The sequence below is a fragment of the Streptomyces sp. NPDC050806 genome (assembly GCF_055586425.1).
This window is the reverse complement of the sequence record NZ_JBVJIF010000005.1, coordinates 77798-102518: the sequence shown is the minus strand read 5'-3', so window position 1 is coordinate 102518 and position 24721 is coordinate 77798. Positions and strand designations below refer to the sequence as shown.

Below are 24721 nucleotides of genomic sequence, written 5' to 3'. Positions count from 1 at the left end.
CTCCGTACCGCCCGTTCGGCCACCACACCCCACGGAGGACCACGATGAGCCCGTCCCGGAGAACGATCCTCGCCATGGGCGCCGCGCTGCCCGCTGCCGCGTTCCTCTCCCGGACCGCAGCGGCGGCCGGCGCCCCGCGCCCCGCCGGCGGCATCACCCCGGCGCCCGTCATCCCCGTCTCCCCCGGTGACACCGCCGAACGGATCGTCGCCAAGGCCGCGCACGTGGTGCCCACCCCCCACCAGCTCGCCTGGCAGCGCAACGAGCTCACCGTCTTCACGCACTACGGCATGAACACCTTCACCGGCCGCGAGTGGGGGTCGGGGTGCGAGGACCCGGCGTGGTTCGCGCCGGAACGGGTGGACGTGGCGCAGTGGATGCGTGCGTACCGCGCGGCGGGCGCGAAGCTCGTGATGCTCACCGCCAAGCACCACGACGGCTTCGTCCTCTACCCGACGCGCTACACCCGGCACTCCGTCGCGGCCAGTGCCTGGAAGGGCGATGTGCTCGGCGCGTACGTACGGGCCGCCCGGGCCGCCGGCCTCAAGGTCGGCGTCTACCTCTCCCCCGCCGACGGCGCCGAGCTGCCGCACGCCTGGCACGCCGACTGGGTGACGAGGATCCGCGCCAAGCAGCAGGCCGGCGAGCCGCTCAGCATCGAGGAACAGGCCACCCTGGAGGACGCCGACCGCACCCCGGGCGGCCACGGCCGGTACGGCAACGGCAGCGCGCGCACCCCGCGCACCCTTCCCGCCCTCGTCGACGGCGACGACCGCGCCGGCGCGGTCGCCAGGGGCGAACTCCCGACGTTCGACATCACGGTCAACGACTACGACGCGTACTACCTGAACCAGGTCTACGAACTCTTCACCCAGTACGGCCCCATCGACGAACTCTGGCTGGACGGGGCCAATCCGTGGACCGACGCCGGCATCAGCCAGGAGTACGACTTCGCCACCTTCTACGACATCATCGGCAAGCTGTCCCCGAAGACGGTGGTCTTCAAGGCGCCGTGCGGCATCCGCTGGATCGGCAACGAGAAGGGCATCGCCCGGGAGTCCGAGTGGAGCGTGCTGCCCGTCACCGGCGACGGCGTCGGCATGCAGGTCCCCGGCGGCGAGTCCGGCGCCGACCTCGGCTCCCGGGAACGGCTCACCGGCAACCCGGACGTGACATCGCTGCGCTGGTTCCCCGGCGAGGCGGACGTCTCCCTCCGCCCGGGCTGGTACCACCACCCCGGCCAGCGCCCGAAGACCGCCGCCGAACTGGTCGCCCTGTACGAGAAGTCCGTCGGACGCAACGCCGTCCTGCTGCTCAACGTCCCGCCGGCGAAGGACGGGCGGGTGGACCCCGCCGACATCGCCGAGCTGACGGCGTTCCGCAGCGCGCTGGACCGTACGTACGGCACCAACCTGCTCTCCGGGGCGCGCGGCCGGACCGCCACCGCGCTCACCGGCCCCGGCCTCACCACCGGCTGGTCGCCGGCCGGGGGCGCGGTCACCGGCACGCTGGAGCTGACGCTCCCGGAGGCCGTCGCGTTCGACCGGGTCCGCCTGGGCGAGGACATCACCCGCGGGCAGCGGGTCGAGGAGTTCGCCGTGGACGCGTGGGAGGGATCGGGCTGGCGGCAGGCGGCGGCCGCCACGACGATCGGGTACAGCCGCATTCTTGTCCTGTCCTCGCCGGTGACGGCCCGCCGCATACGGGTACGCATCACGGCGGCACGGGCCACTCCCCGGCTGGCGTTCCTGGGCCTCTTCCGGAGCGCGGGGCCGGCCTGACGGCCCGGCACACGACGACAGGAGGGGCAGGGATGGCCGAGCCGACACCCGCCGAACTCGCCGAGCACTACGGACTGCGGCCGCTCCCCACCGAGGGCGGACTGTTCCGCAGTACGTGGGCGGGGCCTGCGGACGCCACCGGGCGGCCCGCCGGCACGGCCATCCTCGTGCTGCTCACCACCGCCGACGAGGGCTTCTCCGCCCTGCACCGCCTCCCCATCGACGAGATCTGGCACTTCTACCGGGGCGACGCCGTCGAACTGCTGCTCCTCGGGCCGGAGGGCGCCGAACGGGTGGTGCGGCTCGGCGGGGACGAGGGCGAGGTGCAGACCGTGGTGCCCGCGGGTACATGGATGGGCGCCCGGGTCCTCCCGGGCGGGCGCTGGTCCTTGTGCGGTACGACGATGGCGCCCGGCTTCCTGCCCAGCGACTACGAAGGCGGCGACGTGGACGACCTCACCAGGCAGTACCCCCGGCAGGCGGAACGGATCCGGGCCCTGTGCCGGCCCGGCGCCCCGCTGCGGATGCCGGACGGCGCGCCGGGCGAGGCCGGCGATGCCTGACACGGAGACAACAGGCAGCCTGGCCGGCCGGGTCGCCCTGGTCACCGGCGCCGGCGGGCTGATCGGCGGCGGCATCGCCCGGCGGCTCGCGCAGGCCGGCGCGGCCGTGGTGGTCCACTGGCACCACAGCGAACAGCAGGCCGGGGCGATCGTCGAGGAGATCAGCGCAGCGGGCGGCAGCGCTCGTGCCGTACGGGCGGACCTGACGCGGGAGGAGGAGTGCCGGCGGCTGGTCGACACGGCGGCGTCCTGGCGCGGCCAACTGGACGTCCTGGTGAACAACGCCGGGATCCAGCCGGTGCAGCCGCTCGCGGAGATGACGGCGGAGGACTGGCGGCGGATCTCCGAGACCAACGTGACCAGCGCCTTCTGCTGCACCCAGGCCGCGGTGCGGGCCATGACGCGCAAGGGCGGGGGCGGCGGTTCGATCGTCCACATCGCCTCGATCGAGGGGTCGAGTCCGGCGCCGGGGCATGCGCACTACAGCGCGTCGAAGGCCGCCCTCATCATGTTCGCCCGCTCCGCCGCGCTGGAGTACGGCCATCTCGGCGTCCGCGTCAACACCGTCTCCCCCGGCCTGATCGGCCGTCCGGGGCTGGCCGACGACTGGCCGGACGGGGTCGAACGGTGGACCCGCGCGGCGCCGCTCACCCGGCTCGGCCGGCCCGAGGACATCGGCGACGCCTGCGTGTTCCTCGCCTCGAACGCGGCCTCCTGGATCACCGGCACCGACCTGGTCGTGGACGGCGGGGTCAGCGCCCGTCCGGCGTGGTGACGCGCTCCTCGGGTGCGCTGTGGCCGGTGTCGTGCTCGTCCGGCTCGTCCAGGTCACAGCCGTGATCGCAGATCAGGTCGATGACGGAGCGCAGCAGTTCGGAGGAGTCGTCCGAGCGCCAGACCAGGTGGAAGCGGTGCTCCGGGCCGGGCTCGGCCAGCGGCAGCACCGCGATGCCGGGGCAGGCGATGTTGGCGGGGTCGTCGATGTCGGCGGGGTGGGCGTGCACCAGGCCCGATGCCGTGCCGGCCGCCACCAGGGAGAGCCGTTGCTCCTGTTCGCGGAGCCGGTGGTGCTGCCACAGCGGGGCCACGCCGCGGTCGGCGAAGAAGCGTACGGTCGCGTCGTGCACGCCGGGTGCCGTGTCGCGCTCGTTGATCAGGAAGGGCATGCCCTCGAACGCCGTGAGCGGTACCGGCACCTGCCGGGTCAGCGGGCCGGGCGCGGGGACGGCCACATGGTCGTCGCGGTACCTGCCGACGATCAGGGACGAGGTGCCCCGCGGCGGCAGCGGGTCGCGGACCAGGGCAAGACCGAGGTCGCCCCGTACGACCGCGTCCAGGGCCTCCAGGCTCCACAGGGGGACGGACACCACGGCCACATCGGCGTGTTCCCGCGCCACCTTGCCGATGAGCGCGTCCACGAGCCGGGCCGTGCCCGGTGCGCAGCCGATGCGCAGTTCGCCGAGGCGGGCGGCGCGCAGGGCCCGCGCGGCGTCCGTGACCCCGGCCGCCGCGGAGAGCGCACGGCGGGCCGTGGGCAGCAGTTCACCGCCTGCCGCGGCGAGCGACACCCGGCCGCTCGTCCGGTCGAACAGGATCAGGCCGAGCTCGCGCTCCAGGTCCCGGATCCGCCGGCGTACGGCGGCGGGTGAGACGTGCAGCCGGGCCGCGGCCCTGCCGTAGTGCAACTCGTCGGCCACCAGGGCGAAATACTCCAGGTCACGCAGTTCCACGTGTCGCTCCCCACCTCGCTCGGCCGACGGGTACCCGCGCCGGCCCGGTCTGCACCGGGCCGGCGCGGGTCACCGACTGGAAGCGCCTGTCAGTCGTCGTCCTTGTCGTCGCCCATGTCGTGGCCCATGTGGTGGCCACCGTCGTGGTCCCAGTCGCCGGTCTGGACGAGCGAGGTGTGCGTCCCGGCACCGGTGCTCTGGGAGCCGTGGTGGCCCGCCGTCGCGTTCGAGTAACCCGAGTCGGTGGACGCAATCTTGCTGTTCAGGAACTCGTCGCTGTCGGCGGCGGCGGTGCCACCGGCCATCAGCACGAGTGCGGCGACCGGGCCGACGACGGCGGCCATGCGCTTCACAGTGCGGTTCATGTTCGATGCCTCCATTGGGTTAAGCACGGAAAGACGGCCCCTTGCGCCGCCTCGCGATCGATGAGTAACCGTGCGTACGCGGCAGCACACGTGGCATCACCTGAATGGAACGGACCAGTTCCCGGAGGCACTCCTTTGTGCTAATCGCCCTGCTGCATGCTGTGCAGCGAAGCGACCAGGGTGTCCACCTCCCGGGGTGTGTTGTAGAGGGCGAGTGAGGCGCGTGCCGCGCTGTCCAGGCCGTAGTGGCGCAGCGCGGGCTGGGCGCAGTGGTGGCCGGCGCGGACGGCGATGCCGTCCCGGTCCAGCCACTCGGCGACCGTCGCCGGGTCGTACCCGGCGACGGTGAAGGTGAGGACGGAGATCCGCTCCGGCGCCGAACCCAGCAGTTCCAGCCCGGGGACGGTGGCCAGGGCCTGTACGGCGTACTCCGTCAGGGCCTGCTCGTACGCCGTGACGGCGGTGCGGTCCTGGGTCGTGAGCCAGTCGATGGCGGCGTGGAGGCCGAGGGCGCCGGCGATGTTGCCGGTGCCGGCCTCCAGGAGGTGCGGCACGGCGGCGAAGGTCGTCCGGCCGAACCCGACCGACTCGATCATGTTGCCGCCGCCCTGCCACGGCCGCATCGCCGCCAGCACCTCCGGCTTGCCGTACAGCGCGCCGATGCCGGTGGGGCCGAACAGCTTGTGGCCCGAGAAGACGTAGAAGTCGGCGTCCAGCGCCTGGACGTCCACCGGGAAGTGGGCGACCGACTGGGCGCCGTCCACCAGCACCTTGGCACCGTACCGGTGTGCCAGTGCGGTCATCTCCCGCACGGGCGGGACGGTGCCGAGCACGTTGGACGCGTGGCTGAGCGCGACCAGTTGGGTGCGGTAGGAGAGCAGATCGGCGAAGGCGTCCTGGTCGATCTGCCCGTCCGGCAGCAGCGGTACGGGCACCACCCGGGCCCGCCGCTCCTTGGCGATCAGCTGCCACGGCACGATGTTGGAGTGGTGCTCCAGGACCGGGACGAGGATCTCGTCGCCGGCGCCGAGGTTCGCCCGCCCCCAGGTCTGGGCGACCAGGTTCACCGCCTCGGTCGTGCCGCGGGTGAAGACGATGTCGTCCGGGGACGCCGCGCCGAGGAACGACGCGACGGCCGCGCGGCTCCCCTCGTACGCCTCGGTCGCCTCGCGGGCCATGGTGTGGGCGCCGCGGTGGATGTTGGAGTTGGCGGTGGCGTAGAAGCCGGCGAGCGTCTCGATGACCTGGCGCGGTTTCTGGGTGGTGGCGCCGTTGTCGAGCCAGACCAGCGGGTGGCCGTTGACCGTACGGTGCAGTACCGGGAAGTCGCGCCGCACGGACTCGGGGTCGAAGCCGGGCCCGGTGGGCGCCTTCGGCGCGCCGGGGGCCTCGGGAGCGGTCGCCTCAGGAGTAGTCATGGTACTTGGACACCTCGACGTTCTGGAGCACGGCGATGGCGTCCTCGACGAGGACCGCGGTGTTGAAGTACGCGGTCATCAGGTAGGAGGTGATCGCCCTCTTGTCGGTGCCCATGTTCCGCATGGCCAGGCCGGGTTCGACCTCGTCGGGCACCTCCGAGGGGCGCAGCCCCACCACCCCCTGCTCGGCCTCGCCGGTCCTGATGAGCAGGATCTCGGTGGTGCCGGCGGCGGCGCCGGACCCGTTGCTGAAGCCGACCTTGTCGGAGGGCAGCAGCGGCACGCCCCGCCAGGTCAGCAGCGGGCTGCCGAAGCGCGTGTCCATCACCGGGGGCACGCCCCGGCGCGTACACTCCCGGCCGAACGCCGCGATGGCCCGGGGGTGGGCGATGAAGTAACCCGGCTGCTTCCAGACCTTGGTGAGCAGTTCGTCCAGGTCGTCGGGGGTCGGCGCGCCAGTGCGGGTCTGAACGCGCTGGCCGGGGCTGACCTGGTGGAACAGGCCGAATTCGGGGTGGTTCAGCAGCATGGCTTCCTGGCGCTCGCGCAGCGCCTGGATGGTCAGGTCGGCCTGGGCCCGCACCTGGTCGTTGGGGTCGTTGTAGAGGTCGGAGACGCGGGTGTGGACGCGCAGCACGGTCTGGGCGACGGTCATGTGGTACTCGCGCGGCGTGTCCTCGTACTCGACGTAGGTGCCCGGCAGTTCGGGCTCGCCCACGTGGCCGCCGGCCAGCTCGATGGGGGCTTCCCGGCCCGCGAGCCGCTCGCCGCCGTCGCGGTACGTGTCGAGCGCGGCGCACAGCCCCTCGTCGCGGTCCGCCAGGCGGGCCAGCACGGAGCGTTCGACGCACAGCGCGACGCCGGGGGTGAGGGCCTTGACCTGGTACGGCATGGGCTCTTCGCGGGTCCACGCATCGAGGTCGAAGAACTGGCCGTCGCCGATCACCTCCAGGACGGTCTCATCGCCGTAGCGGGTGGTCACCCGCTTCTCGGCGCGGCCCATGACCAGCACCCAGAGGCGGTCGCAGCTGTCGCCCTCGTTCCGCAGTAACTGCCCCGCGTCGAAGGTGACTTCGGTGAATCCGCGGGCCAGCTCGTCGAGCAGGGCCGGGTCGGCCTCGCGCAGGAAGGGTATTTCCCGCAGGTCCTCGCTGATCACCCGGCGGTTGCCGTCGTTGTCCGTGTCGACGGTGATCCGGTCGTCGCCGAGCAGGAAGGTGCGGCGCCGGTTGACGCGGAAGACACCGGAGTCGACGTCCACCCAGGGCAGCGCGCGGAGCAGGTAGCGCGGGGTCCTGCCGCGCATCTGCGGCCGGGTCTTGGTGGTCGTGGCGAGTTGCCGTGCGGCGTCCGGGCTGAGGCTGAGGCGGTGGTCGTTCATGGGGACTCCTGGAAGTCGGTGGGGGGTCGCCCCGTGCGAAGTCCCGGTCTCCGATGCGCTCCGACCGGGACGGGGCGATCGTCACGTTGGACACTCGCCGCCCACAAGAAGGCACCGCACCCACGCGGTCCGGAAATGATCGGCCAGCCCTTTGTGCCGATTGGTCCCGAATGCAACTATTATTCGGAGAGTGTGCCGTGACCAGCGCACCAGCCCCGTACCGGCACGAACCGCACCTCGTCGGCGCACCGCGCGCCCACGCCGACAGCCGTGCGGGAACGGCTTGATGCCGTCCGTACCCCCGTCACCAGTCGGCGTCGTCCAGCACCAGCCGGCCCGCCTTGCGGTACTCGCGGCGCGCGCCGTCCAGCAGGTCGGCGTTGCGCACCGGGCCGCTCCGGTCGGCCGCCGCGTAGGCCGCGGTGACCACGGCGCTGCGGATGGCACCACCGGCCAGCTCGAACTCCCGGGCGCACGGGCCCGGATCGATGTCCTCGGCGCAGGGGACGTGCGAGAGGCTGTGCCGCCACAGGGCGAGGCGCTGGTCGGGGGCGGGGAACGGGAAGTCGACGATCAGGTCCAGCCGGCGGGTGAACGCCTCGTCGATGTTGGCGCGCAGGTTGGTGGTGAGCAGCGCGATGCCGTCGAAGGACTCCAGCCGCTGGAGGAGGTAGGCGCTCTCCATGTTCGCGTACCGGTCGCCGGCCTCCTTGACCTCCGACCGCTTGCCGAACACGGCGTCGGCCTCGTCGAAGAGCAGCACGGCGTCGGTGCGGTCGGCCTCGGCGAAGATCCGTTCCAGGTTCTTCTCGGTCTCCCCCACGTACTTGTCGACGACGGAGGAGAGCTGGACGACGTAGAGGTCCAGCCCCAGGTCGGCTGCGACCACCTCGGCGGAGAGCGTCTTGCCGGTACCGGAGTCGCCCGCGAACAGCCCCAGTACACCGCGTCCCCGCCCGCCGCCGGCGTTCAGCCGCCAGTCGCCGAGGACCCGGTCGCGGTGACGGGCCCGCCGGGTCAGCTCGCGCAGCGCGGTCAACTGGGTGTCCGGCAGCACCAGGTCGTCCCAGCCGACCTCGGGGCGGATCCGGCGGGCGTGCCGCTCCAGGCCGGAGGCGGACTGCCGGCGCGCCGCGAGCCGCAGGTGCGCGGCGGTCAGCGGGGAGCCGTCGAACTCCGCCAGCGCCACCGCGGCCCGGGCGGCCCTGCGGACACCTGCTTCCCCGAGCCGGTAGGCGGCGACGACCGGCGCGAGGTCGAACTCCGGCTCCACGGCGGGGTTTTCGGCGCCTTCGGAGGGGGCCACCGGCCCGCCGGCGGCTTCGAGGGCCGCGGTCCAGGCCGCCACGTCGCCCGCGCGCTGCCGGGGCACGTCCAGGACGAGCGGGTCGCGGCCGTCGTCGGACCACCGGGGGTCGTACGGGCGGGTGTCGGCCAGGAGCACGGTGACGTCGTCCGCCGCGAGCGCGCGCAGCAGGGTACGCGGCTGTTCGGGCAGGGCGGGCACGACGATCGCGCGGCCGGTCAGCCGCGCCTCCCGCAGCAGTTCCGTGTACGGCGTCTCGTCCTCCGGTGTGACGTGGAGGGCGCCGAGCCCGGCGGTGTGCAGTGCGGCGGTGGCGCAGGCCGGGCCGTCGCCGGCGCGGTGTTCGCGCAGGTAGACGGTGAGCGGCCCGCGCGCCAGCCGCTCGGCCAGCGCGCGGGCGAGCGGGCCGGGGTCGGGCGCCGCGGCCGGTGCCCGGACGCTGCCGGCGAGTTCCGCGTCCGGTGTGTCGTCGCCCAGGAGGTGGGCCAGGACCCGGTCGGGGACGCGCAGGCCGCGGCTGAGGAAGGGGCGCTCCGGCTCCTCGACGCTGAGCAGGCCCAGGGCCCGCAGCGGCGCGGTGGGGTGAAGCCGGGCGCGCGCCGCCGCGGCGTGCGGGGGCACCCCGCACAGGTCCAGCGCCAGCCCCGTGGTCGCCCGGCGGCGGGACACGTCGTCGTTGAGGTAGCCGTAGAGCGGCTCGAAACCGCGGTCGAGGTCGGGGGCGAGGGCGACGAGCAGGATGCGGGTGTCCAGCTCGGTCAGGCCCAGGCGGCCGGCGAGCAGGTGCAGCCGGTCGTCCGCCGCGGCCGCCGGCGGTTCCGGTGCGGCCGCCGGAGCGGGCGCGTCCGGCCCGGCGGCCCGGTCCGCTGCCGGGCCCTCACCGGTGCGCAGCAGGTGGAGCACCGCGTCCTCGGAGAGGTACAGCCCGCGCAGCGGGTCGTCGGCGGTCGGGTCGGTGGCGCGGCGCCGGTCGACGAGCAGCGCCACGCGTTCGCGCAGCCGGGCGAGGCGGGCGAGCAGCGGATCGGCGGAGCGGGCGTCGGCGGACAGGGGGTCGGACGCGGGGGCGGGCGTGCTCACTGCGCGGCCCCTCCTGCGGCCAGGTGGCCGGGCCGGTGCCGGCGTTCGGCGTTGTCGTCGAGCGAGCCGTCGATGTTGCGGACGCGCACCGCAGCGCCTTCGGTGACCGGCGGTCCCGCGTCGTATTCCGGGTACGCGGGGAACGGCACGGTGAGGACGACGTCCAGCGACGGCTTCAGCTCACCGCCGAGCGCGGTCCAGACGTCGGACATGGAACGGGCATCGCTCTGCGGGGTGCCGACGGTCAGCGGGACGGTCAGACCCAGTTCCGCGAGCGGGCCGGTCAGCCGGTCCGGGGACAGGGTCTCGTGCGGCATCAGGGTGGCGAGCACCGCGGAGAGCAGGCGGTGCTCGTCCTGTGGGCGCTTGGTCCAGGCGGTGACGAGGTAGGCGAGCCGGAACCAGCGCGGCGGCTGCCGCCGGGACCGCACCGCTCCCTGGTCGTCACGGACGGGTACGGTGCCGCGCTGACGCCGCTGGACGTCCTCGCGGATGTCGTAGAGGTAGGCGTCGATCACCGGGCCGTTGCGCCGGGCCGCCCAGTCCCGGGTGGGCGCTTCGAAGGCGATCTCGACGCCGGAGCCTGCCAGCGCACCGCCGGTCAGCAGCCCCTTGAGTACCTCGTCCACCTCGTGGATCACGGTCGTGCCCTTCACTTGCCGCGTGTCTCGTGCTCACCCCATCGTCACCGCGCGGGGCCGGTACCGGCAGCCGTTCCGGGGCCGCGCACGGGGCACCCAACGATGCCCCGGGGGCCCTTGACGGACGTCCGATCCGTCAGATGTAGCCTTCTCGGAGAGCAAACGCCACGGCATGGGCCCGATTGCGAAGGTGCAACCGGGTTGTCAGGCCGTGCATCACGTTTTTGACGGTGCGTTCGGAGTACGAGAGCTTGCCAGCGATCTCACCGGTGCCCAGGCCCTCGGCGACCAGGCGCAGCACGTCGACCTCGCGTGCGGTGAGCCCGGAAGCGGGAAAGTCGGCCGGTCCGGCCGCGTTCCGCTGCATGCTGCCTATCTGGCTTATCAGCCGTCCGAGCAGGTCAGACGGCAGATCACCGTCCCCGCGGGCCGCGGCGAGGATCGCCTTCAGGAGCCGGTTCCCGGTGGCCTCGCGCCGCCAGACGATGGTGCCGACGCCGCACTCAATCACCTGCAGCAACTCGGCTTCCCTGATCAGCTCGGTAACCAAAACGGCCCGGGAACCGTCTGTCCGTACGAGCCTGCGCAGCCGCGCCAGCGCAGTTTCGTCCAGTTTCTCGGTGAGCAGTACCGCTACCGAGCCCTCCGGAAGGGGTGTCGTCGTGTCGTCGACGAGTTCGACCTCCGGCTGCGCGCGCAGCTGGCTGACGGCCCCCGCGTGGGAGAGCGGATCCGAAGCGTGGACGACGACCGGGACCCTGGTCCGAACGTGCACAGACATTCCCTTACATACTTGCCCTGCGGTACGTACTCTGCAGTGGGTACGAGCTTCTCTGCGTCCGTGCGCCCGGCGGTCGGGTGCCCTTTCGGACAGGCCCCGTTCCGCGAGCGGCACGCACGTGATCAAGCCTGCGGCCGACGCCGCGCGAGCCGCAATCGTGGCCGACCACGAGACGAACCACGAGATCAGCGGCGGTCGGTGCCGGTGACCGCGCTCATCGAACGCGAGACCGCGCTCGGCCTGGTGTCCGCCGAGGCCGCCCGCGCCCGCGCCGGTACGGGGCGGCTGCTGCTGTTCCGGGGGCCCACAGGGGCCGGCCGAAGTGCCCTTCTGGACGCCGCGGCCCGGCACGGAGAGGACCACGGGATGCGGGTCCTGCGGACCGATTGTTCCGCCGAGAGCGCCGACACCGCGTTCGGGCCCGTACTGCACCTGCTGGAGCCGCCGCCGTGCGCGGGGCTGGACGAGGACGCGCAGCGGCCCTCGCGCCACGACGGGCTGCCCGCCCGGCTGTGGCGGCTGCTGCGCTCGTACGCGTCCGCCTCGCCGCTGCTGCTCACCGTGGACAACGTGCACCTCGCCGACTCCGCTTCACGGCGCTGGCTGGCCGAGGCCGCCCGGCGGCTCGACGGACTGCCCGTGCTGCTGGTGGCGAGCGAGCGTGTCCAGTACGACATCGCGCCGCCCGGCCACGGCCTGGCGCATGCCCTGTCGCCCTCGCAGCTGCGGGCGCACGCGCCTGCCCCGCTGTCCCCGAAGGCCTCGGCGGAACTGGTACGCGCGGCCTTCGGCGCGGACGCGGCGGACGCCTGGGTGGACGGCTGCGTCCGTGCGGGGGCCGGCCTCCCGTTGCTGCTGCGGGCTTTGCTGGACGACCTGCGTGCGGTGGTGCCCGACGGCGGCCGGGACGGGGTGGCGCTGCCCGCCAGCTGCGCCGACCTCTACCCGGGGGCCTACGCGGCCGCCGTGCTGTGGTGGCTGGACAGCGCCGGGCCGGAGACCGCCGCCGTGGCCCGCGCCCTGGCCGAACTGGAGGAGACCGGCGGCGGCATCGCCCAGGTCACCGACGGGCTGCTGGCCGAGGTGAGCGGGGCGGGCGCGGCCCGGGTGGCGGGCTGGCTCACCGCCATGACCCGGCTGGGCCTGCTGCGCCGCGACCCCGGGCACGGCGGCCCCCTCTTCGCCCACCCCCTGCTGCGCGGCGCGGTGTTGGACGGCTGGCCGGAGGAGGACCGGCTCGACGTGCACCGGCGGGCCGCCGCGTACCGGTACCGCCGGGGCGACCGCGCCGAGGCGGTGGCCTGGCACCTGCTGCGGGCGCACCCGGAAGGCGTGGGCTGGGTGACCGAGATGCTGCTGGACGCGGCGACGGAGGCCTCGCGCGCCGGCCGGGACGCCGACGCCGCCGCGTACCTGCGGGGCGCGCTGGACACCCCGATGTCGCGCGAGCGCCGCGCCGAAGTGCTCACGCGTCTCGGCGCGCTGGAGTTCTCCACCGTGCGGTCGGCGGGGGTGCCCCGGCTCACCGAGGCACTGCGTCTTCAGCAGGCGCCCAGGGAACGGGTGCTGACGGCGGTCACGCTGGGCACCGCGCTCGTCCACCGGGGCGAGGCACGCGCCGCCTTCGATGTCCTGCGGGGCATCGACGACCAGGACGATCCGGTGCTGGCCCGTACGGTGCAGACGGCGGCCGCGCTGCTCTCCGACCACGACCGGGACATCCGGCGCGAGGTGCACCAGCGGCTGCGGGAGACCGCGAAGCGGCGGCCCACCGCGCTCAGTCCGGCCGTGCACACCCTGCTGGTGCGGTACGAGGCCGCCGCCGGCATGCTGTCGGCCGAGGATGCGATGCGGCGGATACGGCAGTTCGTCGCGGCACCCGAGGACCGGCTGCTGCTGCCGTACCGCATGAGCGCGGCCTCCACCGTGGCCCAGTGGGCGGATGCGCTGGAGGAAGCGGACCGCTACGTGCAGGACGGGCTGACCCAGCGCCTCTCGCCCCTGCACCCGGCCCACCACGCCCTCGTCAACACGCGTGCGGACACCGAGGCGGCGCGCGGCGCATTCTCGGCGGAGGACTACCCCGAGGGGCGGCCGTCGGGTGTGGCCCCGGGGCGCGCGGTGCCCACCAACATCCGGGCGCACTCCGTCATCTCGCTGGTCCGGTCCGGCCGGCTGGCGGACGCCCGCCGGATCGCGGCGGATGTACATGTCGACGAATCGACCGACGGCTGGCAGCTCAACCGCTTCCTCTACGCGCGTGGCGTGCTGCGCGCGGCAGAGGGGGACCAGGTGGGCGCCCTGGACGACTTCCTCGACTGCGGCCGGCGCCAGTCGGCCCGGGACATCCTCAGCCCGGCCGTCTCTCCCTGGCGTTCGGCCGCCGCCGAATGTCACCTGGCGCTCGGCCGGCCGCAGGCGGCGCTGCCGCTCGCCGAGGAGGAGTACCGGCTGGCGGCCGTCTGGGACACCCCGCGCGTGGTGGGCCGGGCACTGCGTGTCCTGGGCGCCGCCACGGGCGGACGGCACGGCCTGGAGCTCACCGAACAGGCCGTCACCGTCCTGCGGGACGGCGCTCCGACGCCGGTGCCGGACGCCGAGGGCGGTGCGGCGGACGCCGGGCCGCCGCAGGGCCTGCACCTCGAACTGGTTCCGGCGCTGATCACGCACGGCCGTCAGCTCGCCGCCGCCGGGCATCCGCGCCGGGCCCGCCCCCTGCTGCGGGAGGCCGCGGCCACCGCCGACCACATGGGCGCCGCGCCGCTCCTCGCCCGGGCCGAGCGGGCGCTGCGCGACAGCGGCGCCCGGCGCGGGCCCGCCCGGCACACCGGCGCGGGCGCCCTCACCGACAGCGAGCGCCGGATCGCCGCGCTCGCCGCCGACGGCCGCACGAACGACGAGATCGCCGGCCTGCTGCACCTCGCCCGCCGCACCGTCGAAACCCACCTGACGAGCACCTATCGCAAACTGGGCATACGGCGCCGCACCGCGCTCCGGGACGCGCTGGCCGACGACGACGCCGGGGAGAACGGCGGCCGGCACGCGGGGTGAGGCCCCCGCGGTCCACGCCTCCCCGGCCGGGGCGGGCCGTCCGGCCGGGGAGCGCCGCCGCCCGGTCAGTCGCCGTACCTCACGACGTCGACGACTGGGAGCGTGCGAAGAACTCGATCTCGGCAAGCGAGACCTGCTTCTTGGACCCGGTTCCGTAGGAGGAGGCCACGGTGAACCGTACGGAGCTGATCTCGCCGACGCGGAAGGGGATGCGCTGCGCGCCGCTGGCCTGGTCGAGGTTGAGGGTCCGGGTGAAGTGCTTCCCTTCCGCCGTGGTCACGCGGGCTTCGAGCCGGTGCGGGAGGGCCGCCTTGGTGAGGTCCGCGGGACGGGTCGAGATGCCGGGAGTGATCATCAGGTCGAGCAGCCGGACCGGATCGTGGAACCGCGCCTCGACCCACTCCCCCTCCCCCGACTGCGAGACGCCCGGCCCCCACCAGGTGTTGTTGAACTTGTCGCCGACCAGCTCCGGGCCGTGATCGGGGAAGGACCTGGACGCCGCCCAGTCCTCCGGGGAGACCTGCGCCCGCTTGGCGAAGTGGTCGCGTACGGCGTCCACCGCGGTGCCGATGTTGAACAGGCCGTAGACCACCAGGCCGACCACGATCAGACGCAGGGCCCAGGTGAGGATGGCCCCCAGGTCCCGGCGGAGGCGCGGCCGGGAACCGGCCCACGGCGCCGGCCGGTTGCGGCGGTCCAGTATCCGGCGCCACCACGGGAGCCGGACCGGTGCGTCCGGGCGCGCGGCGAGCGACATGGCGCAGCGCCGGCAGAAGTGGCGGTCGGGGCGGTTGCCGGTGGAGCACCACGGGCAGGGCGGGCCGCCGTCCTCACCGGGGTCCATGGCGGGCCCCTGCGCGACCGGGCGGGCCGCTTCGGGGCGGCCGGGCAGCACCGGCGCCGCGACCGGCGTCGCCGCCACCCGCTCCTCGGGGTCGGCCACCGGGATGAGCAGCGCCCTGGCCCGCTCGTCGGCGGCCGCCTGGTCGTGCGGGGGCTGCGCGCGGTCGGCGGGGGCGGCAGCTCCGGGGTACGGAGAGGCAGCCGCCGCCGGGCCTTCGGGCGTGGCGGTGGTGTCGGGCCGCGCGGGCTCCGGGGACGCGGCGGCGTACGGTGCAGCGGCGGCGCTCCGGGGATCGGCGGCGTACGGTGCCGGGCCGGCACTCCGGGGGTCGGCGGCGCCCTGGGGCGCGGCGGTGCCGGCGCCGCCGACGGCGTCCTGACGGAGCGTCGTCTCCTCGGGCCCGACGGTGTCGGGGGACGGGGCGGCGGGGCCGCCGCTCCCGGCGGGCGTGCCCGGGGCGCCGGGACGGCCCTCGTCCAGCTTCGGCGGCTTCCAGCCCAGTACCGTGCCGCAGCCGTCGCAGAACGACTGGCCCGGTGCCGTACGGGTGCCGCACTCGGGGCAGTCCGCCGGCCCGCCGGCGGCGGAGGAGGCAGAGTTGTGCTCGGTCACCTGTCGGATGTCCTTTCGGCTGCGGTCACCTGGACCGTGTAGGGCATGTGCGCGGGGCGGGCAGCGGCGACGAGCCGCTCCAGCCGGTGTTCGTCGTGCGGTCCCGGGTCGGGGAGCTGGAGCTTGACGTGCAGGCTCGGGCGGCGCCCGCCGGGGAACGGGCCGAGGGGCCGGGCGTCCCAGGTGGCACCGCCGCTCTCGGCGATCTGCGGTGTCACGCCGAACGTGAGCCGGACCGCCTCCTCCAGACCGCGCCGGGTGCCGCGGATGCGGTGCAGGCGTACGGCGGCGGCGACGGCGGCGCGCAGCTGCGCCGGGTCCTCGGGCAGGTCCGGTCCGCCGTCGGGCGCGGCACCGACCCACTCGCCGAGCCAGCGGGCGAAGTCGACCGGCGCGAGCGAGGGGGTGAAGTAGGAGTCCAGGCAGTCCAGGACGTTGTGGATGGGCGCGAGTACCTCGTCGAGGCCGGCGACGAAGCGCTGGGCCAGGTCGTCCTCGGCGAAGACGGCGGGCAGCATGTCGCTCAGCGGCGCTGACGAGCCGAGCCCGTCGACGGAGCCCCTCATGAGGCGTCCCCGATCACCCGGACGCGGTGGTCGAAGGAGAAGACCAGCGCGGAGGGCTCCAGGGTGATCCGGTCGGTGGGGTCGCCGCGCTTGCCGGTGAGCGGGTCGGCGGGGTGCAGCAGCACCTGGTCGACGAGTTCCACACCGGGCACCCGCTGCAGGACCGCGAAGACCTCGCCGGCCTGCACCGGCCGCCCGAAGGGCCAGCCGGTGCCGTGCGCGCCGCCGGTCAGCGGGTCCAGGTGGCGGTAGAGCGCGTCGTGGGCATCGCGGCGGACCCGGTCGGTGTCGGTGCCGCGGAAGGCGTGCAGCGTCGCGACGACGGTGACGCCCTGGTAGTACGGCGGGCCCACGGCGAGCCGGGTGCCGATCAGCCGCCGGTCGTCGAGGTACCGGGTGATCCGGCCGAGCAGCGCGTCGTTGGGGACGAGCTGCTCGAAGCGGAGCCGGCCGCCCGGGTCCGGCACCGCCTGCGGGATGACCAGGACGCGTACGGCGTGCGCGCCGTGCTCGTCCGGTTCGGCGGCCAGGCAGGTGATGCGGGCGGTCTCGGGAGCCGCGCGGCGGGCGAGCTCCTCGTAGTCGCGCAGGGTGACGGCGCGGTCCTGGGCGCTCAGCGCGATGGGCGCGCGGACCTTCGCCTCCTCCACGGTCTCGCCGTCCACGCCGCCGCTCGCGGCCTCGCGGTTGGTGACCTCGGCGACGTACGGGACGGAGTCGCGCAGCACCTGGATGGCGCCGCGGGCGACGTTGCCCGACTTGCCGCCGCCGGTGCGGTACTGGCGGGCGCGGACGACGGCGCCCTTGGGCGGTACGGCACCGTACTGGCGCAGCGTGCCGTCCGGTTCGCGTACGGCGGGGCCGAAGGCGATCTCACCGGTGGCGGCGTCGAGGGTGACGTGCCGGTCCTCGGGGCCGGAAGCGGCGAAGTGGCCGACGACCTGCCAGTCGGTCCAGCCGTCGCGCTCGGCGACCTGGAGGTGCAGCGGCGGCACGTCACCGACGACGGGCGCGTGGGCGAGCCGCATCCGCTGGGCGGGCAGCCCGGCGGCCTCGCCGAGGAGTTCGTCGCGGACGGTGTCGGCGTGCACGGCGGACGTGGTGCCGCCGATGGTGAACGCCTCGGCCACCCGGACGGTGGGCGAGACGGTGTAGAAGGGCTGGCCCGCGACGGGGTCGGTGACCCGGCAGCGCAGCCAGCCGGCCTCCCGCCGGCCGGCCCGGGACAGCACGTGCCCGCCGGGTACGTGCAGGACCACTTCACCGGGTCGGTTCAGGCCGCCGGTGGTGTCCCGCTCGACCTCGCAGGGCGCCCAGCCGTCCGCGGTCCACGCCTCCCAGACCAGCGGGGGCTGCCGGGGGTCCACACCGACACCGTCGACGCGGCTCTCCAGGGTCAGCACGACGGCGCAGTGCGGTACGGCGGCGCTCAGCCCGAACAGCATCCGGTCGCCGGGGCGCGGGGCCTCGGCGAAGCAGTTCACGTCCTTGCCCTCGACGAGGTCGGTGGTCCGCTCGGTGACCTCACCGTCCTGCGGGTGGACCACGAGGTGCGACAACTCGCTCGGCACGATGACCAGTTCATGCTCGGTGGCGAAGACGGACGCCTCCTCGCTCTCGGTGCGCGCGGTGGCGACCTCGGTCCCGAGGGCGAGCCGTACGGGCTGCTCCTGGGGCGCGGAGAGCCAGAACGTCACGTCCGCCCGTGCCGCGGCGGGCGGGAAGAGGGTGATGCCGAGCAGGTCCAGGAAGGCCAAGTGGTTCTTCTCGGGCACCCGGTTGAGCCGGTAGACGATCTGGTCGGCCATGTGCGCGACCGTCTCCACGAGCGTCACTCCGGGGTCGGAGACGTTGTGGTCGGTCCACTCCGGGGCGCGCTGCTGGATGTAGCGCTTGGCGTCGTCGACGAACTGCTGGAAGCGCCGGTCGTCGAGGTTCGGGGAGGGCAGGGCCATCAGCGGTCGCTTCCAATGTGCTCGTCGGACTTGCGGAGGGAGATACCGGTCGCGCCGGCCGGGTCGGTGGAGCCGGAAGCGGCCGGCTCGTCGTGCGAGGGGATGACGTAGAACGGGAAGACCAGGCTGCGCGGGTTGTTGGTGCCGCGGATCGAGTAGCGCACGTCGATGAAGAGCACCCCCTGGTCGTCGCCGGCGGTCACGGTGACGTCGTCCACCTCGATGCGCGGCTCCCAGCGGTCGAGGCTGGCGTACACCTCGTGCTGGATGCGGCCCGCGGTCGCCTCGTTGACCGGTGCGAAGACCATGTCGTGGATGGCGCAGCCGAATTCGGGGCGCATCGGGCGCTCCCCCGGCGCGGTGGCCAGTACGAGCCGCATGGCCTCCTCGACCTCGCGCTCCCCGCTGACCAGGGCGATGCCGCCCGTGGGGCTGATGCGCAGGGGGAACGACCAGCCGGAACCTACGAACTGTCCGGACATCAGTGGGCCACCTGCCTTCTCTGTTCCATGACCTTCCCGGTGCTGCGCTCGGCCGTCACGGGATCGGGTACGGCTTGTTGTTGACCAGCACGACGCCCTGGAGCATGAGCGTGGCGGCGCGGATGCCGACGTTGGCGACGGAGTTGACCTGGATGGTGCCGCCGGCGCTGACCGTCGCCGCGCCCAGCGCCTTCAGGCTCAGCGCGCCCATCGCGTCCACGTTGACCGCGCCGGCGAGGGACTTGAGGTTGACCAGCCCCCGGCCCTGGATGTTGAGCATGCCGCCGCTCTTGATGGTCAGATTGCGGCGGGCGCTCAGGTCCAGGTCCGTGCCCGCCTCCACCGACACCGACCGGCTGCCCTTGATGGTGACGCTGCCGGAGCTGTCGATGGCGATCTCGGTGCCCGTACGGTCCAGGTTGACCGTCAGCTTGTTGTCCCCGGTGCTCAGCCGCACGCCGCGCTTGCCGCCGGTGCGCTGGTCGAGCAGGTCGACGCGGTTGCCGCTGCGGTCGGCCAGCGTGCGCCGGCTGACGGTGCCGCGCGTCGCGTCGTACAGCGGTACGTCGACGGGGTCCGGCTTGTCCTTGCCGTTGTAGAGCCCCCCGATGACGTACGGATGGTCCAGGGCTCCCCGGTCGAACGCGACCAGCACCTCGTCACCGACGTCCGGGCCGATCACCCCGCCGCCCTTGGTGCCGCCGAACTGCACGGTCCGCGTCCAGTCGCTGGTGTACTTGTCGTCCAGCCAGGGGAACTGCAGCTTGACCCGCCCCTGCTTCAGCGGGTCCTTGATGTCGGTGACCAGCGCGTTGGCGACGCTCGGCAGCTTCGGCTGCGTGCTCGTGCCGCCCGAGGCCAGGCCGTACAGGGACCGCCACTGACGGCCGCTGACGGTCAGCACGGTCTCGTAGTGCCGGCCGTCCCCGAAGGAGTGGCGGGCCGCGGTCACCGTGTACTTGCCCTCGAAGGGTTCCCCCACGTCGGCGAGCGCGACGGGCACGCCGGGCCGCAGCTTCGGGTTGCCGCGCACCGTCACCTCCAGCTCCGCGAAGGCCCCGGTCACGTCGTCGGCCACGGCCTGCGCCGCGTACCGGACCTGGGCCTGGGTGTCGAGCGGGGTGTCGGTCTCCACCAGGGTGGCGGCGCCGAACGCCGAGGAGGCCCGGCCCGGGGTGGTCCCGATCGACACGCCGGGGGTGGTGCTGGCGGGCGCCCGGCCGACCAGGTCCCGCTTGGTCGTCACGTCCCAGCCCCGCGCCTCCACCCGGCTCACCTGGTCGGCGGAGGTCACCGCTGCCCGGCAGCGCAGGATGTCCACGCCCGCCTCCAGGACGAACGGGCTCTTCTCGCTCGGCGTGCTCACCGGGGGCGCGCCGGACGCCGGATCGGCCTTGACGAACTGCAGCTTGCCCTTGGAGCTCAGCGACAGCACCCGCTCGCTCTCGTCGGCCAGCCGGCACGCGAAGTCCCAGTCGGTGACGTTGGCCTGGGTGAGGAACTCGTACTTGGCGGTGGTGCCGTCGATCCGGCCGACCGGCACCCGGTCCTGGCCGGCCAGCTTGCGGACGATGTCGGAGGCGGTCATGGACCGGTAACCCATCACCCGGCGCTGCCGCAGCATCCGGTGGCCCAGATCGTAACCGCGTACGACCGTGAAGGTGCCGGTCCCGTCGTAGTCCGTCTCCAGCCCCGTGACCTCGCCGGTGAGCAGCACGGACTGCGCGCCCTGGCCGTCGGCCACCGGCGCCAGCTCGGCCTTGGCCCCGATCTTGATGCCCGCCTCGCCGAGCAGCTTCCGCTTCGGGTCCCGGAAGGTGAGCTCGAAGGCACCGGGCACCCCGGCCCCGAAGTCGACCCAGCCCGCGACGAGGAGCCGGGCGTGCTGCGGCTTCAGCGGCGCGCCGCCGACCTTGACGTGGAAGACGTTGGAGTAACCGATCTGGGTCATCAGGAGCCGACCTCTTCAGCGGCGGGAAGCATCAGTTCGGTCCCCGGCCGCAGCTGTGCGGGATTGTCGATGTCGTTGGCCTCGGCGATGGTGCGCCAGGCGGTGGCGTCGCCGTACTCACGGAAGGCGAGGAACTGCAGCGAGTCGCCGGCCACCACGCGGTGCACCCGGCGCGCGGTGAGCGCGCCGGAGGTGGGGTTCTGGCCCGCGGTCTGGCTCGGGATCTCGTGCAGCTGCACCTGGCAGGTGGCGCGGATCGGCACACCGGTGGTGCCGAACAGGGTGTATTGCGCCTCCACGGCACTGACGTACGCGGTGAACCGGGCCGTCGAGAACGACCCCCACTCGAACACCACCCACGGCGTCGACGGCTGCTTCGCCGCGATGCTGGCCGAGGTCACCTCACAGCACGAGAACAGCGCCTCGACGTTCTTGCGGACCTCGTTGCTGTCCGGCTCACCGGACTTGTCCAGGAACACCTCGACCGTCATCTCGCGCGGCGCGGCCCCCATGAACTCCGGGAGCGCGCCGTCCCGCACGGCGGCGGTCGGCGTGGTCTTCCACTCGGCGCGCCGGCTCAGCGCGAGCTGCGCCGGGTTGAAGTCGAAGTGGAACGTGCTGATCAGACCGCCCGGCTTGGTGCTGTAGCCGAGCGGCGGCTGATGGATGGCGAGCGTCGCCCGTACCAGGCTCTTGCCCGCGCCGCCCTTTCCCTTGCCCGCCATCTACGCCGCCCCCGCATCCGTGAAGCCGTGGTGTGCGATCTCCAGCGTCTCGGTCGCCACGGCCGGGCTGGCCGGGTCCAGGGACGGCCCGCGCCAGCTGACCGGCAGTACGTCGAGGAGCCCCCAGCGGGCGACGACCGAGCCGTCCGCGCGCAACGCGGCGATCTGCGCGGTCGGCCGCACCACACCGCTGGTGACGGAGGAGACCCAGGCGGCCACCTTCGCGGTGTCCGGCGTGAGCGGCCGGGTGAGCGTGATGTGCGAGAAGCTCACGCGGGACGGCAGTTGCCAGACGAAGCCGTTGTTGCCGCCCTCCTGCCGCTGCTCGATCTCCACCTCGGAGGACAGGCCCTCGCACCCGTTGAAGTCGCCCAGGCTCTCACCGTCGATGGTCAGATTGAAGAAGATCGTGGAACCGGGGTCCTGGTCCTGCGGCATCGAGCTGGGCCTTCCTGGTGCGGCTCATGGGTTGTGCGGGTCGGTGGCTGTCGGGGCGGCGGCGGTGGGCGGGGGCGGGGGAAACCCGGTCAACGACGGGGATCGCGCAGCCTCCCGATCCGCTCGCGGTCGAGCCGCAGCTCGGTACGGAGGAGCCGGGTCAGCGGCCCGATGAGACGGTGCGTCAGCTCATCGACCTGCCCGTCCGTCAGCGCCCGTGCGTCGAACCCACCGGCGTCCGGCGTTCCCGCGCCACCGTTCTGCCGCGACGTGTTGGCCGCGCGGTGCGACGCCCCGCCGACCGGCCGCGACGTGCTCCGCGACTGCCGCGCGCCCTTCCCGGCCCGCTGCACGGCGGTGGGGCCGGACGCGGACGAGGACGAGGACGCGGCTTCGGATGCGGCCGGTGCCGCGGGCGCGGGGGCCGCCGTGGGCATCGGCGAAGGCTTCGCCGGCTGCCGGGGCGGGGCCGCGGGGGCCGCGGTCGGAGTCGAGGTGGGGGTGCTCACTGACGCTTTCTGTACCGGGAGTACGGCGGGGGGCGCGGGGGGTGCACCGGCCGGCGTCGCGGCCGGGGGTGTCGTGCCCGGCCGCACCACTGCCTGCGGCGCTGCTCCCTGCGGTGCTGCTGCCCGCAGCGGCACCGCCGGTGGTGCCGCTGCCAGTGGTGCCGATGCCACCGGTGTCGGCGCCGGTCCTGTCGTGGGGCGGGCCGTGATGGGTGCCACGGGTGGTGTTGCCACCGGAGGTGTCGCGGTGGTCCGCTGCACCGGGCGCTGCATGGGCAGTGTCGGCGCCGGCCGGACCAGCGGGACTGCCCGGCCGGCCCCCTGCGATGCCGCAGGCGCGTGGGACGCCTGCGCGGACGGCACGCCCGGCTGCCCCACCGGACCGGGGGACACCGGAGAGGCGGGGTGCGCCGGGACCGCGCCCGGCGCGGCCGGACCGGCCGCGACCGCCGGCTGACGTGTCGTCAGGCGCTGGACCGGAGGCCGCTGGGACGCGGGGGCGGCCGGGCCGGGAGCGGCACCGGCCGCAAGGCCGGGGGCCATTCCGGGGGCCATACCGAGGGCCGGGCCGGGGGCCGACGCGGAGACGGACGGGGAAGCCGGCGCGGGGGCTGCCGCGGGGCTCTGGACCGTACGCTGGACCGGTGCCCCGGTGCCACCCGCGGCGGACTGGCCGCCCACTGCCCGTACGGACTTCCTCGGCTCGCTCCCGCGGCCCGCTGCCGTGCCCCCTTCGGGGAGGCGGCGCAGCGCAACGGGTGCGACGGGTGCCCCCGACGCGGCCGGTGTCGCCGGAGCGGCCGGGGCGGCCGACGGGCCGGAAGGAAGCACCGGCCGGGAAGCGGACAGCGGCTTCGCCGCCGCCACCCCGAGGAGCGGCGCGTCGGCCTGCCGCCGCTGAACGGGACGCTCCACGGGAGCGTCCCGTCCCGGCTCCGACTGTTGCGTACGTTCCGTCGCGGGCGCGGCAGCGGGCACGGCAGCGCGCTGCACGACCGGGACGGGGCCGGCCTCTGCCGGGTGACCGGCTGTCGGCCCGGTGGGCGGCTTCGGCGCCGGGTTCGTCTCGCTCACCGGGGCACCGAGGCCCGGGCGGCGTACGGGTACGTCCGACGAGGCCGCGGCAGCACGCGGCACGGCGACCGGTGCGCTCGGCATGCCACCGGAGGTACCGGCCGCCGGAGCCTCCTTCCGCGCCCGCTGCACCGGGCTGCCGAGCCCGACGCCCCGGGTCGGCCGGGCCGCCGAGGTCGGAGGAGTCGGCGGGGCCGACGGGGTCGACGGGGTCCGGGACGTCGAAGGAGCCTGCGCGTCCCGCTGTACGGGGGCGACGACCGGCTCCGGCCCGCTCTTCGAAGCAGCACGGTCCGCACCGGACGCCCGCGTCGCGCCAGGGGCGGCCGCGCCGGAAGCACCCGGCTGCGCCTCGGCCACGGGCGCCGCGTCCTTCGCAGGCCCGCTCGCGGACGCCGCCGACGACCGCTGTACCGCGGCCGTGTTTGTCGCGTTGTCCGCCACGGTGTTCGTCGCGTCGTTCGTCGCGTTGTTCGTCGCGGACGGCCGCTCGGCACGCGGCGGCGTCGCCGGCGTCGAGGGTCGTACGGAGGTGTGCTCGGGCACCGACCGTCGGACCGGCTCGCCCAGGGGCGCCGGCCGTCGGGCCGTGCCACTCGCCGGAGTCGGCCGCCGGGCAGGTCCGCTCTCCGCAGCCGACGGCCGTGCCGGGCCGGAACCCGGAGTCGCCGCAGGCCGCGTACCGGCGGCGGGCGTCGGCCGAGGGGCCGCCCCGCTGTCCGGTACGGCCCGCTGCACCGCCGGGCGCTCCGCCGGAACGGCAGGCGCCGGACGGTCCGGCGACTTCGCCACCGCCCGGTCCGAGGACTTCGCCACCGGCCGCTCCGACGGCTGCGCTGCCGGATGTTCTTGCGGCTGGGGTGCCGGACGGCTCGACGATGCCACCGGCGGCAGCGCAGGACCGCTGTCCGACACCGACGCCCTCTGCACAACGGGCCCCGGGGCCGACTGGCTCAGGCCCTCGGCCGCAGCAGGAGCCGGCTCCGACGGAACGGCAGGCGCCGGAGCCGCAGGCACCTGGGCCGTACGGCTCGCCCCCTCAGAGGCCGACCCCCCAGAGGCCGCCCCCCCGGAGGCAGGAGCCTCGGGGGCATGAGCCTCGGGGGCATGAGCTTCAGCAGCCGAAGTCGCACGGCTCGAAGTCGCACGGTTCGCAGCCGTACGGCTCGGCTCCGTACGGCTCGGCTTGGTGGACGGCAGCACGCGTCGCTGCACCGGGCCGGGCGTCGACGCCCTGATCAACGACGGCGTGCCGGGGGCCGGTACGCGCCCCGGCGTCGGCGGCGCGACCGGTGCCACTCGCGGCCCCCTGGCCCGCTGCACCGACGGCGCTGCCTCGGCCGGCCGGGGCCGAGAGGCCGGAGGGGGCGAGGAGTTCGCGGACGTCCGAGGGGTCGCGGAGGTCTCGGGGGACGGCAGGGCGAAGCCCGGGGTGGCGCTCTGCGGGGCCGGGTTCGCCTCCTCCGGC

Annotated in this window: 20 protein-coding genes; 5 read left to right on the top strand and 15 right to left on the bottom strand. The window is 74.4% G+C overall.

Annotated features, from left to right (window positions below; translation table 11 throughout):
• Nucleotides 1–44: 44 nt before the first annotated feature.
• Genes ACZ6WH_RS16555 through ACZ6WH_RS16545 form a run of 3 tightly spaced genes read left to right on the top strand, consistent with a single transcriptional unit; the run spans nucleotide 45 to nucleotide 3119 of the window.
• Nucleotides 45–1781 carry an alpha-L-fucosidase gene (locus tag ACZ6WH_RS16555; protein WP_469729120.1) on the top strand — a complete coding sequence of 579 codons (1737 nt, stop codon included), beginning with the start codon at nucleotides 45–47 and terminating at the stop codon, nucleotides 1779–1781.
• 32 nt (nucleotides 1782–1813) lie between these two features.
• The gene (locus ACZ6WH_RS16550; RefSeq protein ID WP_469729118.1) at nucleotides 1814–2344 is read left to right on the top strand and encodes a cupin domain-containing protein; all 531 of its coding nucleotides are present in this window, start codon (nucleotides 1814–1816) and stop codon (nucleotides 2342–2344) included.
• On the top strand, nucleotides 2337–3119 hold the full coding sequence (locus tag ACZ6WH_RS16545) for an SDR family NAD(P)-dependent oxidoreductase (RefSeq protein ID WP_469729116.1): 783 nt from the start codon (nucleotides 2337–2339) through the stop codon (nucleotides 3117–3119). The genes ACZ6WH_RS16550 and ACZ6WH_RS16545 overlap by 8 nt, the downstream gene beginning before the upstream one ends.
• Here ACZ6WH_RS16545 and ACZ6WH_RS16540 read toward each other — a convergent pair.
• The 7 genes from ACZ6WH_RS16540 to ACZ6WH_RS16510 form a co-directional block, all read right to left on the bottom strand.
• Nucleotides 3097–4074 (bottom strand): LysR family transcriptional regulator, encoded by a 978-nt coding sequence (locus ACZ6WH_RS16540; protein WP_469729114.1) that lies wholly within the window; start codon nucleotides 4072–4074, stop codon nucleotides 3097–3099. The two genes, ACZ6WH_RS16545 and ACZ6WH_RS16540, sit on opposite strands and share 23 nt — an antisense overlap.
• An 89-nt stretch (nucleotides 4075–4163) precedes the next feature.
• Nucleotides 4164–4439 (bottom strand): hypothetical protein, encoded by a 276-nt coding sequence (locus ACZ6WH_RS16535; RefSeq protein WP_469729112.1) that lies wholly within the window; start codon nucleotides 4437–4439, stop codon nucleotides 4164–4166.
• Between the two features lie 140 nt (nucleotides 4440–4579).
• Nucleotides 4580–5857: a SufS family cysteine desulfurase gene (locus ACZ6WH_RS16530; RefSeq protein WP_469729111.1), complete on the bottom strand. Its 1278-nt coding sequence runs from the start codon at nucleotides 5855–5857 to the stop codon at nucleotides 4580–4582.
• On the bottom strand, nucleotides 5844–7238 hold the full coding sequence (locus ACZ6WH_RS16525; RefSeq protein WP_469729109.1) for a family 2B encapsulin nanocompartment shell protein: 1395 nt from the start codon (nucleotides 7236–7238) through the stop codon (nucleotides 5844–5846). The genes ACZ6WH_RS16530 and ACZ6WH_RS16525 overlap by 14 nt, the downstream gene beginning before the upstream one ends.
• Nucleotides 7239–7542: 304 nt before the next feature.
• Nucleotides 7543–9624, bottom strand: a complete 2082-nt coding sequence (locus tag ACZ6WH_RS16520; RefSeq protein WP_469729107.1) for an ATP-binding protein — start codon at nucleotides 9622–9624, stop codon at nucleotides 7543–7545.
• On the bottom strand, nucleotides 9621–10265 hold the full coding sequence (locus ACZ6WH_RS16515) for a Pvc16 family protein (protein WP_469729622.1): 645 nt from the start codon (nucleotides 10263–10265) through the stop codon (nucleotides 9621–9623). The genes ACZ6WH_RS16520 and ACZ6WH_RS16515 overlap by 4 nt, the downstream gene beginning before the upstream one ends.
• Nucleotides 10266–10401: 136 nt before the next feature.
• Nucleotides 10402–11046, bottom strand: a complete 645-nt coding sequence (locus ACZ6WH_RS16510) for a helix-turn-helix transcriptional regulator (RefSeq protein ID WP_361561814.1) — start codon at nucleotides 11044–11046, stop codon at nucleotides 10402–10404.
• A 204-nt stretch (nucleotides 11047–11250) separates the two neighbouring features.
• On the opposite strand from ACZ6WH_RS16510, the gene ACZ6WH_RS16505 reads away from it, so the two are divergent.
• Nucleotides 11251–14097: an AAA family ATPase gene (locus tag ACZ6WH_RS16505; protein ID WP_469729105.1), complete on the top strand. Its 2847-nt coding sequence runs from the start codon at nucleotides 11251–11253 to the stop codon at nucleotides 14095–14097.
• A 79-nt stretch (nucleotides 14098–14176) separates the two neighbouring features.
• Here ACZ6WH_RS16505 and ACZ6WH_RS16500 read toward each other — a convergent pair whose 3' ends face one another.
• The 8 genes from ACZ6WH_RS16500 to ACZ6WH_RS16465 form a co-directional block, all read right to left on the bottom strand.
• On the bottom strand, nucleotides 14177–15553 hold the full coding sequence (locus ACZ6WH_RS16500; protein ID WP_469729103.1) for a zinc ribbon domain-containing protein: 1377 nt from the start codon (nucleotides 15551–15553) through the stop codon (nucleotides 14177–14179).
• Complete coding sequence (locus tag ACZ6WH_RS16495; RefSeq protein WP_432862450.1) at nucleotides 15550–16119, bottom strand: phage tail protein; 570 nt, start codon at nucleotides 16117–16119, stop codon at nucleotides 15550–15552. The genes ACZ6WH_RS16500 and ACZ6WH_RS16495 overlap by 4 nt, the downstream gene beginning before the upstream one ends.
• Nucleotides 16116–18074, bottom strand: a complete 1959-nt coding sequence (locus ACZ6WH_RS16490; RefSeq protein ID WP_432862447.1) for a putative baseplate assembly protein — start codon at nucleotides 18072–18074, stop codon at nucleotides 16116–16118. Before ACZ6WH_RS16490 ends, ACZ6WH_RS16495 begins: the two co-directional genes overlap by 4 nt.
• The gene (locus ACZ6WH_RS16485; RefSeq protein WP_399707458.1) at nucleotides 18074–18556 is read right to left on the bottom strand and encodes a GPW/gp25 family protein; all 483 of its coding nucleotides are present in this window, start codon (nucleotides 18554–18556) and stop codon (nucleotides 18074–18076) included. The genes ACZ6WH_RS16490 and ACZ6WH_RS16485 overlap by 1 nt, the downstream gene beginning before the upstream one ends.
• A gap of 55 nt (nucleotides 18557–18611) precedes the next feature.
• Nucleotides 18612–20507, bottom strand: a complete 1896-nt coding sequence (locus ACZ6WH_RS16480; RefSeq protein WP_469729100.1) for a VgrG-related protein — start codon at nucleotides 20505–20507, stop codon at nucleotides 18612–18614.
• Nucleotides 20507–21232, bottom strand: a complete 726-nt coding sequence (locus tag ACZ6WH_RS16475; protein ID WP_432862440.1) for a CIS tube protein — start codon at nucleotides 21230–21232, stop codon at nucleotides 20507–20509. Before ACZ6WH_RS16475 ends, ACZ6WH_RS16480 begins: the two co-directional genes overlap by 1 nt.
• On the bottom strand, nucleotides 21233–21670 hold the full coding sequence (locus ACZ6WH_RS16470) for a phage tail protein (protein WP_030613525.1): 438 nt from the start codon (nucleotides 21668–21670) through the stop codon (nucleotides 21233–21235).
• Nucleotides 21671–21759: 89 nt separating this feature from the next.
• Nucleotides 21760–22107, bottom strand: a complete 348-nt coding sequence (locus ACZ6WH_RS16465; protein ID WP_469729098.1) for a hypothetical protein — start codon at nucleotides 22105–22107, stop codon at nucleotides 21760–21762.
• Between the two features lie 1111 nt (nucleotides 22108–23218).
• On the opposite strand from ACZ6WH_RS16465, the gene ACZ6WH_RS16460 reads away from it, so the two are divergent.
• Nucleotides 23219–24349 carry a hypothetical protein gene (locus ACZ6WH_RS16460; protein ID WP_469729096.1) on the top strand — a complete coding sequence of 377 codons (1131 nt, stop codon included), beginning with the start codon at nucleotides 23219–23221 and terminating at the stop codon, nucleotides 24347–24349.
• The last annotated feature ends 372 nt before the right edge of the window (nucleotides 24350–24721 follow it).

Coding starts and splice junctions, on each gene's coding strand:
- ACZ6WH_RS16555 (WP_469729120.1), top strand. CDS start 45: ATGAGCCCGTCCCGGAGAACGATCCTCGCCATGGGCGCCGCGCTGCCC.
- ACZ6WH_RS16550 (WP_469729118.1), top strand. CDS start 1,814: ATGGCCGAGCCGACACCCGCCGAACTCGCCGAGCACTACGGACTGCGG.
- ACZ6WH_RS16545 (WP_469729116.1), top strand. CDS start 2,337: ATGCCTGACACGGAGACAACAGGCAGCCTGGCCGGCCGGGTCGCCCTG.
- ACZ6WH_RS16535 (WP_469729112.1), bottom strand. CDS start 4,439: ATGAACCGCACTGTGAAGCGCATGGCCGCCGTCGTCGGCCCGGTCGCC.
- ACZ6WH_RS16530 (WP_469729111.1), bottom strand. CDS start 5,857: ATGACTACTCCTGAGGCGACCGCTCCCGAGGCCCCCGGCGCGCCGAAG.
- ACZ6WH_RS16525 (WP_469729109.1), bottom strand. CDS start 7,238: ATGAACGACCACCGCCTCAGCCTCAGCCCGGACGCCGCACGGCAACTC.
- ACZ6WH_RS16510 (WP_361561814.1), bottom strand. CDS start 11,046: ATGTCTGTGCACGTTCGGACCAGGGTCCCGGTCGTCGTCCACGCTTCG.
- ACZ6WH_RS16495 (WP_432862450.1), bottom strand. CDS start 16,119: ATGAGGGGCTCCGTCGACGGGCTCGGCTCGTCAGCGCCGCTGAGCGAC.
- ACZ6WH_RS16490 (WP_432862447.1), bottom strand. CDS start 18,074: ATGGCCCTGCCCTCCCCGAACCTCGACGACCGGCGCTTCCAGCAGTTC.
- ACZ6WH_RS16485 (WP_399707458.1), bottom strand. CDS start 18,556: ATGTCCGGACAGTTCGTAGGTTCCGGCTGGTCGTTCCCCCTGCGCATC.
- ACZ6WH_RS16480 (WP_469729100.1), bottom strand. CDS start 20,507: ATGACCCAGATCGGTTACTCCAACGTCTTCCACGTCAAGGTCGGCGGC.
- ACZ6WH_RS16475 (WP_432862440.1), bottom strand. CDS start 21,232: ATGGCGGGCAAGGGAAAGGGCGGCGCGGGCAAGAGCCTGGTACGGGCG.
- ACZ6WH_RS16470 (WP_030613525.1), bottom strand. CDS start 21,670: ATGCCGCAGGACCAGGACCCCGGTTCCACGATCTTCTTCAATCTGACC.
- ACZ6WH_RS16465 (WP_469729098.1), bottom strand. CDS start 22,107: ATGCCCACGGCGGCCCCCGCGCCCGCGGCACCGGCCGCATCCGAAGCC.